The organism is Plantibacter flavus (genome assembly GCF_900177615.1).
Taxonomy (GTDB): domain Bacteria; phylum Actinomycetota; class Actinomycetes; order Actinomycetales; family Microbacteriaceae; genus Plantibacter; species Plantibacter flavus.
In genome coordinates this window covers 623808-638754 of the sequence record NZ_FXAP01000002.1, presented here as the reverse complement: position 1 = coordinate 638754, position 14947 = coordinate 623808, and the positions used below count along the sequence as shown (strand labels likewise).

The following is a 14947-nucleotide window of genomic DNA, read 5'->3' as shown; positions in this document are numbered from 1 at the left end:
TCTGTTTCGAGGATTAGAGGGTCAAACCGACGAGTGCGAGATAGCCGGCAACGACGCTCGGCCCTGCGATGACGCCGAGCCAGGTGCCGCTGATGATCCACGGGCCGAACGGCAACGGCGTTTTCCGGGTGACTCGTCGGGTGAGCAGCAAGACGGTCGCATGCAGTCCGCCGAGGATGAACGGCGCGAAGAACGCCACAACCGCGCTCTCCCAGCCGCACCATCCCGCGAACAAGCCGACGGCGCCGGCAAGTTTCACATCCCCTAACCCCATTCCCTGGGGATAAGCGAAGCGCAGGAGCGCGTACGCTGCCCAAAAGCCCACCGCGCCGAGCAGCGCAGTGACCAGCGGTTGGACACCGCTGCCAGTAGCGGCACCCACGGCGAAGAGCACGGCACCTACCGGATACATGGGCAGCACGATTCGGTCCGGCAGCCGGTGCGTTCGAGTGTCGATCAGCGTGAGGCAGATGGACACTGCGGCGAGGTAGAGGAAGGCGACGAAGTTGACCCAGAATGCCGCGGCCGACGTCGTCCGCTCGTGCGCAGCGATCAGCCATGCGGTCACGAGCGCGAATGAGAGCGCGGTACCGACCTCGACCAGCGGGTAGATAGCCGAGATGCGCGTATGGCAGTGTCGGCATCGTCCCCGAAGCATCAGCCAGGACAGCACGGGTAGGTTCTCCATCGCCCGCAGCTGCGTGCCGCATTCTGGGCAGGCGCTGCGTGGGCGGACGAGCGAGAGTCCTGCCGGAACTCGGTAGATGACGACATTGAGGAACGAACCGACAAGCAAACCGGCAAAACCTGCCAATGCCAGGGGGAGCACGATGCCGAGGTCGGGGATGGTGATCATTGCGGGGTCCCGTCGGGGCTGAACGCGGGCTTCACTTCAATGAGCTCTGCCAGTGTGTGCACCGCGCTGTTTGGTCGGATAAATCGGGGCGGGGCGGCGGAGCGTAGGCGTTCGTTGTAGGTGACGACAACGTCCTGATAACCGCCGGTGTACCCGCCGGGGCCGGTGATGTGGGTGATCCCGGCGTATCGGGAAGCGACGGAACCATGAATGCGCAGCGCCCCTTGATTGCCTCCAGCACCAGCGTTCTGCACGACGATCCCGCCGTTCGTTGACAGCAACGACGCCGAGATCTCCCGATCACCCCCAACAAGTGGAATAGGCGATCCGCAAGCACCGCTGACCTCGCAACCGATGGGGCGCTCCCACGTGATCGGGTTCCAGACCACGATGTCGCGTTGCGCCATGATCCCCAAGAGATCACTCATCGGTTCGACGTTCGTGAGGTTGCCGGTGAGGTAGGCGGAGCCTTCCGCGGCGAGAGACATCGACCCCGTGAACTCGCCCTCGACGAACAGGTCGCCGGACCGTGCCCCGTACGGGCACGCCGCAGTGCGGTACTGGTTGTTGTTGATCGCGACCGGGTGGGATTCGCCGGCAATCGGGAAGCCGACACCGTTGCTCGTGAAGCAGCCCGCCTGCACAGTCCAGGTGTCGTGCGAGTTCGGATCTTTCGTCGCATCGGTGATGTCTTGAACGTAGAGAATGCTGCCATCCAGGACGGAAATGGTTGCTCCGCCCGGGCTGCCCAGCGCTCCTGGCGCGGTCCCGGGTGTGCCGCATTCAGCTGGGTTGCGGATATCGCGGAGGTCCAGACGGACGTTGGTGTACTTCGTTTGGGGGCTTCGCACGGTCATGGATCCGTTGCTGTGGAACTTCACTGAGGTCGGGCCGGTGTACAAGCAGCCGACCGCACCGTTGATTGGCACGGGCTGTGTGTTCTCGCGCAGCACACCAAGGGTGGTCGGAATGTCGATGACCTTCTTGTAGACAACCGGTCGTTGGTCGTCACCGCACCCGCGGCTCGTGTCAGCTCGCGTGTGCGGGTCGGACGAGCCAAAACTGTCCTCGAAGGTGACGTCGCAGCCCACGATGCTGTCGTTCGAGTGGACCGGGCCTTGCCAAACGGCATTGCCGAGGAGGGTGCCCGGCGCTCCCCACACTGTTTGCGGACATGCCTCGCTGTCACGGCCCGCCCAGGCGGCGCGGTCGCACTTTCGCGCAAACTGGTCGCTGGTGGGAGCTGTTGGGTCGCCCCAATCCGGGGTGCCCCAGTTCGAGGAGCCCCAGTTATTACTGCTGCTGGCTGTGGGCGTGGCAAACATGACAAGAGCCGCGTATCGGGTGAGGTCTTCCTCGCGAAGTTCAGCGATGACGGAACGCGTCACCGTTCCCACTCGCCCGGTTGCTCGAATTCGGAGTTCGCCCGTTGAGGCGTAACCAGAGTTGTCGATTTCGTACCGGAATGCTGACCTGTCGTCCAACCTCGCCCAATCACCGGCCGGCTCGACGCTTAAGGCGGGATTAGTCCCGCAGCCGTCAACCTCCGAAGGCGGCTCCGGAGTGAACGGAGAATTGTCGTTGATACACAGTTGATAGTCACTGATCGCGGTCAGTCGTGAACGGTACTCTTCGACGCCGGCGTATGCTGCGGCGAGTGCCGCGTCCCAGTCCGCGTCGTGGCGGGATTTGAGCCCTCCGCCGTTGGCGAAAGCGATCGCGCTTGTCGCGACGATGATGATGACCATGCCGAGCGCGATCACCAGAGGCAAGGCTGCGCCGGAGTCGCGGGAGTGTGTCGGCGTCGCGGGTGTGAGTGCCATGGGGTTAGCTCCTCGCGTTGTGCACATTGGACAGATGCGCCGTTGATTGAAGGGTGATACCAACGCGGTTGTTGGCACCGTCGACACCATCCACGGTGATCTGCAGCTCCACGGCCGTGACCTGGCGCCGGTTGCGTTCCGAGAGAGCGCCGTCGGTTTCGAGTTCGAGCGTGCGCTGGGCGAGGTCGAGGTAGCGGAATGTTGGTTGCTCGGGCGTTCGCTGGACGTTCTCGGCGAGGGTGCGTGTGCGGGCTGGGCCGGTGAAGTCCCAGTAGCCTCGCTCATCCTGGACGCCGTCGTAGGTGGATTCAACGAAGTCGTTGGTGTCCGTCACGGCGAACGTCACCATGATCGGGCGTGCGTCCGCGTTTTCAAGGTTGACGTACGCGTACACCGATACGGTGTCTGCTCGGGCTTCAATGACCGCGGGTGCCGCGAGGGCGGTTTCTCGAACGGGGTTGCGGGTCGCGGCGCGCAGCACCCGCGACACTTCATTCATGGCGTTCGAAGCATTGCGCACATCGAGATCGATGGATTGCGCGTTGGCAGTCACTCGAGCCATCGACGCGAACGCTCCGGTCGCGATCGTCATCACGATGGCGATGAGCATGATGGTGACCATCAGTTCTGCCAAACTGATCCCCTCATCAGGGCGCCGCCGGTGTACGACACCCGGTGTCATGTTGTGCACCGCTTGACGGGTCCGGCCCCTGTCGGCCCGAAGGTGAAGGAGTCACATCGGGTGCCATAGCGGACATCCCAGGTTCCGAACGGCATGAAGAGTGGCTCGCGGGGCTGCGTCGGGTCTGCCCGGACGAAGGTCAGCGGCGAGCACAGTCCTGCTGGATCTTGTGCGGTGATCGTTGCGATACCGGCGAGGTTGGCGAGATCGACACCCCAGCCTTGGTAGGACACTTCCGGCGCGTTGGATGGACCAGTCACGGGGACCGCGGGGTACCGCTTTTGCGCGACGGTCCACTCGTCTGGGTCTGCGGCGCGGCACGTCTCCCCGCCGCCGGCGACGATCTGGTACCCGCGGGCGGAGGGATGCACAGGGATTTCATCGGCGAGGTCGTAGAGGGTGGTGTTGTCGGGGCCGATGACGGCAAGCTTCATGTCAGACGCCATCAGAGCGCCCCAGGGGGCGCCTGTGGACGGTTGACGGGCGACGGCCTTGATCCAAATACGGTCGTCATAGACGAAGCGTGTCGTGATCGAGTGACCGGCTGTGACGGTGACCGTTTGCGTAGGTGCCACTTCGTGGGTTGGTGTGAGATGGGCGCCGAGCGCCGACAGAGAGACCGTGTAGTCGCCGGGCGCGAGGTCGGTGATAACGGAGCACTGACCTGGGACAGTGCGGGGCGTTCCGGCGGGCGGCTCGGGTTCTCCGGGCACAGGTGCTGGCTCAATAGTTGCGGTGACGGATGATGCGGCGAGGTGCTCACCGACGGCGTTATAGGTCTCGACGATGATCGAGCCGGTGCCGGGAGAGTCGATGGTGTCATTCGCGCCGATGAGGGTCTTACTGGTCACCGCACCGCCGAGCGGGCTCATACCCGTCCACGTCACCGTGACCTCGACGCTCACGTAACGGGTCGTTTCCACCGCTACACGCGGACAGCCGCTTGCACTGCTCCCACTGCCATCGTCAGGCAGCACAGGGCCGATGTGCGGCGTTTCCCAGCCGATCGAGCGGTCCACGACGAATGTGGTGCCGTCGAGGGTCACGTCGTATTCCAACGATTTCATGTCAGCCAGTTCAGGTACCGCTCGCATGCGGTCAATGTCTTGCGACGCGAGGTTGTGCGCGGCCTGCCGGTAGCGGGATTCGGCGATCATCTTCAGGGCTGACGTGATGCCGGCGATTGATCCCGTGGCCATGATGGCAAAAACCAGGAGCGCGACGATCGCTTCCATGAGGCTCGATCCGCGATCTCGATACTCGAGGGCGTTCGGTCGGCTCGCATAAGAGGCTGCGGGCGGTAGGAGCACGGCTGACCAATCGGGAGAGAAGTAACAGGGGCGGGATGACCACTGCGGCAGCACCGCAGCGGTCATCCCGGCGCACGCCGAAGCGTGCGGCATTGCGACGCTTAGGGGTTCGACGGCTTTTCGGTCGGCGCGTCGCATCCAGTGGGCAGCGCCGCAGGGTCCTCGGCCTGCGCGACGCCTTCTGCTGATGTGACGTAGAAGGTGTTCTTCGTCTCCGACAGTGCCGTGATGCAGAACTCCTGCTCGGTGCCCGCGGTGAACTTCAGATCACTGATCACGTACTGGCTCTTGGTCAGGCCGTGGTTCTTCAGGTCGTTCATGCTCTCGAGCAGGTCATCCTTCAGATCCGCGTACGACCCCTTGGTCGTCATGTACGACACCACGGCGGTCTTCGCGTTTGCGAGGTCAGCCTGCACGGCGCTGTCTTTCGCGTTGTTCTGCACACCGATGTAGATCGGGACCGCGATGCCGGCGAGGATACCGACGACGAGGACAACGACAATGAGCTCGACGAGCGTGAAGCCGCCATCCTTATTTTCGCGCAGGGCGCGGCGACGCTCGTCGAGTTTTGCGAGGAGGTCGAAATGCATGGGTAGTCCAATCCTGTGATGCGTAATAGAGGGTAACCGTCTGTAATATCAACAGCTGGCGGATAAATAGTAACATGGTTAGTGGCGGTGTTGGGTCGCTGCTCTGCCGTCTGGAGGTTCCGGTGAGAACGCTCGCGGCCCGGTTCCGGGCGCGCCAAATTCGCCCTGGCTGTCGGTACACATTCCGGGGCAATGTTTACCGGGGTGCGCTACTGCATGACGGTGACGATCTCGAAGATCGGGAGGTAGAGCGCGATGACCATGGCGCCGATGACTACGCCTAGCAATGCCACCATGACGGGCTCGATCATGGACATCAGCGATGCGGTTGCCGCATCGACTTCGACTTCCATGAATCCCGCGAGCGACTCGAGCATTTGTTCCATCGAGCCCGAGCTCTCACCGATGCTGAGCATTTGCGTGACCATCGGCGGGAAGACGGGTTCGGTGGCGAGCGACTGGGCAAACGGTTCTCCGAGGCGGACGGCGCTTCCAGTGCGTTCAATGGCCGCCTCGACGACGGTGTTGTTGGTCGTCGAGGCGACGATCGACAGCGCTGAGAGCAGCGGTACGCCGGCGCTGAGCATGCTGGAGAACGTTCGACAGAACTGGGCGACCGCGATGCGTTGCACGAGTGGACCGAAGATAGGAATTTTGAGTTTGATGGGATCGATGATCTGACGAACGGCGCTGCGGTGACGGTTCCTGGACCACCACAGCGCGCCGGCGGCGGTGAGGATGGTCAGAAGCGGGGCAAGCCAGATGAGGGACTCGGAGAGGGCTACGAGGATCTGGGTGGGGATGGGAAGTCCGCCACCGATGTCCTCGAACATGGTCTTGAACACGGGGACGACGAACAGCAGCATGACGGCGACTGCGGCGACAGCCATACCCAGGACCACGATGGGGTACGTCATGGCAGATTTCACAGTCGCTCGCAGTGCAACTTGCTTCTCGAGGGTGAGGGCAGTTGCGGACAGAGATCGTTCGAGGAAACCGCCGGATTCGCCGGCGCGGATCATGCTGATGACCACCGCGGGGAACTGCGTCGGATGCTTCGCGACGGCGTCAGAGAGCGACTGGCCAGATTCCACATCATCGCGGACGGAGGTCAGCAGTTCTCGCAGAGCCGTATTCTCGGTTTGCTCGGCAAGGATACCGAGGGCGCTGAGCAGGCCGATACCTGCGGTGATCATCGTCGCCAACTGCCTGGTCATCATCGCGAGATCTTTGGGTTTACTCGGGGTTTTGAAGCCCGCCCAGCTGATCTCGCGTTGGAATCCGACCCCCTTCGTCAACTCGGTGATCGCGACGGGGCTGAGTGACAGCTCCCGCATGCGTGCAACGACCACCGCCTCGGACTGCGCATCCATGCGCCCCTTCACCAGTCGCCCGTTTGCTCGCCGGGCGGTGTAGGCGAAGGTGGTTGCATCAGCCATCAGCGCACACCCTCGTTGCCTGCGCCGTGCAGCATGCGGGTGAACTGTTCGTCGTCGGTGATTCTGGATCGTGCGTCGTGCGCGCTGATCACTCCCGTGTTTACCAGGCCCGCGAGGCTTTGCTCGAGGGAGATCATTCCAACGTTGCGGCCGGCTTGAATGGCGGTGGGGATTTGGTAGTTCTTGCCTTCGCGGATGAGGTTGGATACCGCGGGTGTGACCTGCAGGATCTCTGTCGCGGCGATCCTGCCACCACCGTCCCGCCGAGGCAAGAGCGCCTGACACACCACACCTTGCAGTGTTGAGGCGAGTTGCATACGTACTTGGTTTTGTTGATGAGACGGGAACGCGTCGACGATGCGGTCGATGGTCTGCGCTGCGGTCTGTGTGTGCAGGCTGGCCAGCACGAGGTGACCGGTCTCCGCGGCGGTGAGCGCGACCGAGATGGTTTCATGATCTCGAAGCTCGCCAATCAGGATCACGTCGGGATCCTGTCGCAGCACTTGCCGCAGCGCCATCCCGAAGCTGGTGGTGTCGGAGCCGACTTCCCGCTGATTGACGATGGAACGCTTGTTCGCGTGGACGAATTCGATCGGATCCTCGATGGTCATGATGTGACACGAGCGTTTCGCGTTCACCAGATCGAGGAGCGCGGCGAGCGTGGTCGATTTTCCCGAACCGGTGGGGCCTGTGACGAGGACGAGACCGCGGGGCCGGTCAGCGAAAGCGGCGATGTCATCGGACATTCCCAGCTCGCGCAGTGATCGGATGCGGTCAGGGACGAGCCGGAACGCAGCCGCATAGGTGCCTCGCTGTCGGAAGACGTTAACACGAAAGCGGCTTCCGTTCTCGATCGTGAGCGCAAGGTCAAGTTCCGACCGCTCGCGAAGGCTCGCTGCTTGCGCGTCGCTGAGCAGACTGAAGAGTTCGCGCTCGATCGACGCTGCACCCCACGTCGGAAACTCGGCAGTGACTGGCTGCAGCTCGCCCATCACGCGCAGCATGGGCGCGGTGCCGGCAGTGACGTGCACATCCGATGCCTTTCGTGTCACGGCTTCCAAGAGGACTGCGTGCAGTCCAGCTGTCGGGCTGATCGGTGACGGCGGCGTGAACACTGGCTCATGGTGCAGGTCAGCGGGGGTGGGCGGCTGGGGTTCGCCGCCCATGTGTAGGAGGCCGTCGAGGGTTTCGCCGGCGAAGGGGTCGAGGAGGGGGGAGGGATCGGATATCACGGACGGTTCTTTCAGAGTGTGGGGCGTGGGGTTGGGGCGCGGGTAGTTAGGCAACGACGCGGGAGACTTCTTCGACTGTGGTCAGGCCGAGCTTGGCTTTCTCCCAGCCGTCTTGTCGGAGCGACAGCATGCCCTGCTGGAGGGCTACCCGGCCGATTTCCGCAGCCGGTGCGCGCTGGACGGCGAGCCGTTCGATTTCCTCCGTGACAGCCATCACCTCGTGAATGGCAACGCGTCCGCGATAGCCGCTGCCGGAGCAGCTGACACACCCGACGGGTCGGTAGAGGGTAGGAGGCTCTCCGTGGGCGGAGATGCGGAATCGCATCCGAGCAAGCTCACCTGGCCCGTACGTCGCGGGGGCTTTGCACTGCTCACAGAGTCGCCGGGCCAAACGTTGCGCGACGACGCAGTCGAGCGCTGAGCCGACCAGGAATGGTTCGACGCCCATCTCGGTCAACCGAGTGATAGCGCCCGGGGCATCGTTGGTGTGCAATGTCGACAAGACCATATGTCCGGTGAGGGACGCCTCGATCGCTATCTGAGCCGTTTCGGAATCGCGGATCTCGCCGATCAGGATGACGTCGGGATCGCTGCGCAACATGCTGCGCAGCGCGGTTGGGAACGTTAGCCCGGCTTTCACGTTCACCTGGACCTGGTTCACGCCGGGCATTCGGTATTCGACCGGATCTTCTACCGTGATGACGTTGATTTCCGGCCGGGCGACCTCGTTCAACGTGGTGTAGAGCGTCGTCGACTTCCCCGACCCGGTCGGGCCGGTCACCAACACCATCCCATACGGTTTTCCGTAGGCCTCTGCGAACGTTTCGGCGTTGTGCGGAAGAAGGTTCAGATCTTGCAAGGTCAGCCCGGTGTGCGCGGTGTCGAGGATGCGCATGACGATCTTCTCCCCCCACACCGTGGGAAGCGTCGCGACCCGGAGGTCGATGTCGCGGCCCGCATGACGGACAGACATTCGGCCATCCTGCGGTCGTCTCCGCTCGGCGATATCGATCTCACTCATGATCTTCAGACGTGAAACGAGCTCGTTCTGAATGGAGCGAGGCGCCGTCTGCATCTCGTGCAACACGCCGTCTACGCGATACCGGATACGCACACCCGTTTCACCCGGCTCGATATGGACATCGGAAGCTTTGTCCTGGATAGCCTGCGATACCAGCAAGTTCACGTAGCGCACAATCGGAGCGTCCACGTCGGACGCCCCGGTCAGTTCCGCATTCGTATCCTGCTGCGCACCGTCAGACTCCGCCAGCGACGAGGTCAAATCATGGAGTTCATCGTCCGCGCGATGGTACCGGTCGATGGCCGCCAGGACGTCGTCACGGTCAGCGGCGACTCCAATGACATTGTGCCGGGCGTATACGCGAACATCGTCGGTGGCCAGCAGATTGCCGGGATCCGCCATGGCGACCAGGAGGGATCCTGAGCGGAAGCCGATCGGCAGCACTTCGTGGCGTCGACAGACACCCGACGGCACCAACCGCACAGCCTCAGCATCAACCGTGAAACCCGATAGCTCGACAAATTCCACACCAGCAACCGCAGCCTGTGCGCGCCGGATCTGACTGACCTTCAGCTCCCCCGTGCGCAGGAGACTATCGAGCAGATGCTCCTCGCTCTGGGGTTCCATGTCGAGGCCACGGAACACCTCACGACTGAGCGCACCCTGCGCCACCAGCACTTCGGCCAACTTCGACATGCGACTCCTCCGGGTTAGCACCACGCTGTATAAATATCAGCCCATAGCTATTTTAGCATCTGAAAGTTGCACCCGATTGCACATGCACCCCGACGCGATACGGCTGACGCACTGGGGCTCGACCAAGAGCCATCGGGTACGCAGCCCGGCACCCAGCTCGAATGCAGCTGCCTGGTTTGTGGCCGATGCGAGCGGTAGCGACCCGAGATGCGCATCATCTGTTGCTGATCTTGGTTATGCTGGCTATACCAGATTGCTTAGTTGAGGAGTTCAATATGCCGGTTCCTGCTGCACATCCGCCCGTGGAGCGTCGCTCTCTGAGGGAAATGGTAGTAGACCGCATCCGAACAGCGATCTTCGACGGCACACTCGAACCGGGTGAGCACCTAAACGATCAAGAGCTGCAGTCGTGGCTCGGGATTTCGCGGACTCCGATCCGAGAGGCGCTGAACGACCTCGCTCGAGTTGGGCTCATCGAGATGGCCGCGCAACGCTACACCCGGGTGGCTCTCCCTGATCCGGCGCAGCGAACCGAGGTGTTGCAAACCCTCGGAGCAATGCTCGGGGGCGTCGTTCGTGTCACCGTTCCTGGGCTGGGCGCTTCGCAGATCAAACGATTGACGCGGTCCCTGGATCAGGTCATCGTCGCTGTGACGGATCGGGACGCCGAGGAGCACGGCCGGCTCTACTGGGCCTTCTTCGACGAGATCATTGCCGCGTGCCCGAACGCCACCCTGGTCACGGCGACCAAAGACATCATTGATGGCCTGGCTTACCGTCTCGCGGCGACCCGCGGCGACACTGACATGGACTGGAGCGTTCTCGATGATGGCTACCACGCCTTAAGGACCGCACTGGGCGGGGGGGACCCGATCGCAGCGGAACTTGCCGTTGAGAGCATCTTCCGCCTCTCAGAACCGCTCATCTCGGTCTCCTCTTCGCCTCAGCCGTGATGCGTCACCGCTGAAACGCCGCGTGTGTTCGCCGTCCACCATCGAACGGCTGAGGTTTTCGAGTTGTCGCTCGAGAATGAGGGCATGTCACGCACCGGTCACGCTGTCGTCCTGTCGCGAAGGAGGCGTTCGACGGCCGGGGTTGATGCCCCCCCCCCCCCGGGAGAAGGACCAGGCCCAACGAGCATGACATCCGACGCTGTGGTCTCAGGACGATCAGGCCGAGGCAGTTCAACTCGGACTACTGCCCGGTCGATCGGCACAAGCGGGGCACCTGTCCAAGCCCGGTGGCACGCTATCCCGGACCGACGAACCGGTGCCCGCTCGCGCTGACCATGGTCGTAGCAGGTTGTCGTTAGAGCGGCGCACCTCCGGTCAGCGCGAGAGCCGCAAACCGCGCTCATATATACAGTCTGCGCCAAATCATCATCCTCGGCTCCGTCGAGCGATATGGCGGTCGGTGGCTCACTTGGTTATCGGAGGTGTGCCTTAGCGCGTTGCGGCGTGTTTGGAAAGGGGCTGATTTTGTGGCGAATAGAACCAAGACTATGACGACGAACCACTTTTGAGGAGGCGAAGGACGATGCGTCGACTGGCAGCTGTGCGTGGGGTGCTTAGTGCTGTCGGCGCAGCTTTCGTCCTTATTGGTGTTCTGGTTTCTGGCGCTGCCATCGCAGCCCCATTGCCCGGATCTGTTGACGTCCCCGACCCAGTCGATGTGGCTGCTGATTCGATGACCGGGGATTTCTATGTCGGCTCGTCAGCGAACTCGCTCTTGACCATCGTAAGTGGGACAACTGGAACCGTGTCAGGATTCATCGCACTGCCTGGCCCGATAGCGGCAGTAGCGGTCGATTCAGAGCACCGCAGAGCATACCTGTCAGGCTTGAGCGGCTCGGTGTACGTCGTCGACCTCGATGGCGCCACCGTCATCGCAGAGGTGAATCTCGGTACCACGGCACTGGGTGCGATCGCAGTGGACCCAACCACGCGAACGGTCTACGCTTCCACTCCCCGAGGCTCGGTGTTGTATCGGATCGACGCCACAACGAACACACTAGCGAGCTCCGTGGATTCATCGTTCCCCGGATTCACGGCTCTTGCTGTGGACCCTACCTCCCACCGCCTCTTCGCCGGAACAACAAGCTTCACCGGGACGAGAATATTCGACGGAGACACCCTTGACCTCATTGGCGTCCTCCCAACCAGGACCTTCGCCCGATCCTTCGCGATAGACCCAGCCCAGCAGCTGCTGTACGTCGGCGGCGGAAGCGTGAACGTGTACGACCTGTCCACTGACGCCCTCGTCACGGTACTCAGCGGCACAAATGGCCGCTCCATTACCTTAGATTCCACACGAGAGCACTTGTACACAGCGAACTTCGACGGCACATTCGTCGTCACTGATACAAACTCACGCACCGAACTTGGCCGATTCGCTGGACCTCCGGAAGGCACGTTCGGAGTGCCGGCCGTCGACCCCCAGTCTGGGACCATCGCCTTCGCGTCGAACGTTGTGAGCAAAATTTACCTCTACAGCGCACCCTATGTCCTGACACCGGCACCAGCAGCCACCGTTGACGTCCCCTACCAGCACGCTTATGCCCTTCCCTCTGCCCCCGACACCACACTCTCCCTGACCGCCGGCACCCTCCCCCCAGGAATTACCATCTCCCCAGACGGAACACTTGCGGGAACGCCAGAAGCAGCTGGGACCTACACGTTCACCGTGACCGCGACCAACATCATCGGGCCGCCCGCATCACGGACCGACACCGTCACCGTCGCCGCAGCGGCCGTCCCACCGACGATCACCGGCTCAGCGGGTTACGGCATCGCCGGATCACCGCTCGAGTACACATATGTCGTCGGCGGTGCGCCCGCGCCAGAAGTCACCCTCACCGCTGGGGCCTTGCCTGACGGCGTCACATTGAGCTCTACCGGTCAGCTGAGCGGAACGGCGACGACTCCCGGCACCTACTCCTTCACGCTTACAGCCTCCAATGGGTTCGGAGAACCAGCCGTACTGTCCGACACCATCACAATCGACGCTCCACCACCAACAACAACGCCAACCCCTCCTCCAACAACCGTCCCCTCGGTCACAACGCTCGACAGGACCATCGCGCTCCCCGCCACCGGCGCAGATCCGCGCCCGCCACTCGCGACCGCGATTGCCATGCTGGGCCTGGGCGTCATGCTGCTCGCTCGACGCAGAACGCATAACCTCGGCCGATAGTCCGCGCCGAACAACTCAACGCGCTCCCTGCAAGGTGCGCCCGTCCGCCCGAACAGAGGGTCCGGCGGACGTGGTACGCCCGACGACAACGATAAGCGGCCGGCGGTACTCGACGAGCCCCCTCTTCCCTGATCCTCGCACATCTGACATACTTCAACGCCAAGACATAGATGGTTAGCGGGGGAGTCTGTATGCCTGACAAAACGTTCGAGTTGTTCGCGATGGTGCTCTACATGGCGGTCATGCTCGGTATCGGATGGTGGGCGTACCGGCGCACCCATGATCTCGATGACTACTTGCTCGCGGGACGAAAATTGCGCCCGGGCGTTGCCGCGCTCAGCGCGGGCGCCTCAGACATGTCTGGCTGGCTCCTGCTCGGGCTACCCGGCGCGCTATACATCGGAGGCCTGTTCCAGGCGTGGATCGCCATCGGGCTCACCGTGGGTGCATGGCTGAACTGGAAATTTGTCGCTCCACGCCTGCGCGCCTATACGGAGATATCAGGGAACGCGATCACCCTCCCGAGATTCTTCGAGAATCGCCTACGAGACACCTCACACACGCTCCGGGCCGTCGCAGGCCTGGTCATCCTCATTTTCTTCACCTTCTACGTATCGGCGGGAATCGTCGCCGGCGGGGTGTTCTTCCAAAGTGCCTTCGGATCCGAGTACCACATCGGCTTGCTCGTCGTCGCCGGCGTGACCGTGCTCTATACGCTCTTCGGAGGCTTCGTTGGAGCCACCTACACGGACGTGGTCCAGGGCACGATGATCGTCGCGGCCCTCGTCGCGGTTCCGATCGTCGGGCTCACGCAGACCGGTGGGATCGAGAGCACGATCGAGTCCATCCGTGCCGCAAGCACGACCGTTGACATGTTCAGCCTCTTCACCGGTGGAACGATCCTTGCCGCCATCTCGGCCGCCGCCTGGGGGCTCGGGTACTTCGGCCAGCCACACATCCTGGTTCGATTCATGGCGCTTCGTTCACCCGCAGACGCCACGTCTGGTCGCAGAATTGGCATCACTTGGATGATTCTCTCTGTGATGGGGGCGATGGCATCCGCACTGGTTGGCGTTGCCTATTTCCAGCAGCACCCCGAACTCGCACTGCAGAACCCCGAGCGCGTGTTCCTGGAGCTTTCACAGCGGCTTTTCCACCCGCTGATCGCAGGGTTCGTACTCGCAGCCGTACTCGCGGCGATCATGAGCACGGTGTCCTCACAGCTCATCGTGTCGTCCTCGGCTCTCGTCGAAGACCTTTACAAGATCGGAGCAAAGAAGCGACCGTCGACTCGAAGTCAAGTGCTCCTGGGGCGGGGCGGAGTGCTCATTGTCGCAATCATCGCCACGGTCTTGGCATGGGACCCCAACTCCTCCATCCTCGACCTCGTCGCATACGCATGGGCAGGATTCGGGGCCGCATTCGGCCCAATCGTGCTGCTCGCGCTGTTCTGGCGGAAACTCACCAAGGTCGGGGCAATCGCGGGCATGATCGCGGGCGCCGTCACGGTCATCGTCTGGGGCAACGTCGGGCTCCTCTCCAGCACGATGTACGAAATCGTTCCAGGCTTCATCCTCAACGTTCTGGTCGCCGTCATCGCAAGTCGGCTCTCCCCAAACGACGACGCGAAGTCCGATGCGGAATTCGCAGCAGCGAGCGAGAGTGCACGAACTGGGTCCGTCCAGCTCCCCGCTCACACAGGCTTCTAGCCAGGCGCGTTCTCGGGCGGCACGAGCCAGCGGATCACGACCAGACGCGGTCGTCCCGCCCGAGAACACGAAACGAACGCCTAGGCCGACTAAGCGACGATGTAGGGGGCTGCCCTCGTCGTGCTCGCTACGAGGGCGGTGCCGGCATCAGGGTATCTCTCGTCGGCGATGCCGATGACGACGCACCGAGCACTCCGTGGTCACCGGTGCCGGACCTGTCGGCGCCAGCCCAGGCGACACGGGCGCCCGCGCAGACGAGTTTGTACCCCATCCCTCGGCTCGTCACTCAGTCCACGACCATGCACGTCTCGCCGGCGACAGCGAGCCTTCGGCCCCAAAGACAAATCTGCCGCCACCTTCATACGGACGCTTCATTGGCGATTGAGCGGCCCAATCA

The 14947-nt window shown here is 62.8% G+C and carries 11 protein-coding genes; 3 read left to right on the top strand and 8 right to left on the bottom strand.

What is annotated here, in order from left to right; all coding sequences use genetic code 11:
* Positions 1–13 precede the first annotated feature (13 nt).
* The 8 genes from B9Y95_RS09365 to B9Y95_RS09330 all read right to left on the bottom strand — a co-directional run bounded on the left by B9Y95_RS09365 (position 14) and on the right by B9Y95_RS09330 (position 9649).
* Positions 14–856, bottom strand: coding sequence for a prepilin peptidase (locus B9Y95_RS09365; protein ID WP_085511586.1), 843 nt, complete (start codon positions 854–856; stop codon positions 14–16).
* Entirely contained in the window at positions 853–2679 is a 1827-nt protein-coding gene (locus B9Y95_RS20340; RefSeq protein WP_143736403.1) for a hypothetical protein, read from the bottom strand. The genes B9Y95_RS09365 and B9Y95_RS20340 overlap by 4 nt, the downstream gene beginning before the upstream one ends.
* Positions 2680–2683: 4 nt before the next feature.
* The gene (locus tag B9Y95_RS09355; protein WP_268808538.1) at positions 2684–3361 is read right to left on the bottom strand and encodes a PilW family protein; all 678 of its coding nucleotides are present in this window, start codon (positions 3359–3361) and stop codon (positions 2684–2686) included.
* Positions 3358–4596 (bottom strand): type IV pilus modification PilV family protein, encoded by a 1239-nt coding sequence (locus B9Y95_RS09350; RefSeq protein ID WP_085511583.1) that lies wholly within the window; start codon positions 4594–4596, stop codon positions 3358–3360. Before B9Y95_RS09350 ends, B9Y95_RS09355 begins: the two co-directional genes overlap by 4 nt.
* A gap of 176 nt (positions 4597–4772) precedes the next feature.
* Entirely contained in the window at positions 4773–5261 is a 489-nt protein-coding gene (locus B9Y95_RS09345) for a prepilin-type N-terminal cleavage/methylation domain-containing protein (RefSeq protein WP_085511582.1), read from the bottom strand.
* Between the two features lie 209 nt (positions 5262–5470).
* Positions 5471–6700: a type II secretion system F family protein gene (locus B9Y95_RS09340; protein ID WP_159453367.1), complete on the bottom strand. Its 1230-nt coding sequence runs from the start codon at positions 6698–6700 to the stop codon at positions 5471–5473.
* Positions 6700–7932 (bottom strand): type IV pilus twitching motility protein PilT, encoded by a 1233-nt coding sequence (locus tag B9Y95_RS09335; RefSeq protein WP_234994038.1) that lies wholly within the window; start codon positions 7930–7932, stop codon positions 6700–6702. The genes B9Y95_RS09340 and B9Y95_RS09335 overlap by 1 nt, the downstream gene beginning before the upstream one ends.
* Before the next feature lie 46 nt (positions 7933–7978).
* Positions 7979–9649, bottom strand: a complete 1671-nt coding sequence (locus tag B9Y95_RS09330) for a GspE/PulE family protein (protein WP_085511581.1) — start codon at positions 9647–9649, stop codon at positions 7979–7981.
* Positions 9650–9924: 275 nt separating this feature from the next.
* On the opposite strand from B9Y95_RS09330, the gene B9Y95_RS09325 reads away from it, so the two are divergent.
* The 3 genes from B9Y95_RS09325 to putP all read left to right on the top strand — a co-directional run bounded on the left by B9Y95_RS09325 (position 9925) and on the right by putP (position 14550).
* The gene (locus B9Y95_RS09325) at positions 9925–10602 is read left to right on the top strand and encodes a GntR family transcriptional regulator (protein WP_085511580.1); all 678 of its coding nucleotides are present in this window, start codon (positions 9925–9927) and stop codon (positions 10600–10602) included.
* Positions 10603–11407: 805 nt separating this feature from the next.
* Entirely contained in the window at positions 11408–12841 is a 1434-nt protein-coding gene (locus B9Y95_RS09320) for a putative Ig domain-containing protein (RefSeq protein ID WP_159453366.1), read from the top strand.
* 191 nt (positions 12842–13032) lie between these two features.
* A complete protein-coding gene (putP, locus tag B9Y95_RS09315) occupies positions 13033–14550 on the top strand; it encodes a sodium/proline symporter PutP (protein WP_085511578.1) in 1518 nt (505 codons plus the stop codon).
* Positions 14551–14947: the final 397 nt, after the last annotated feature.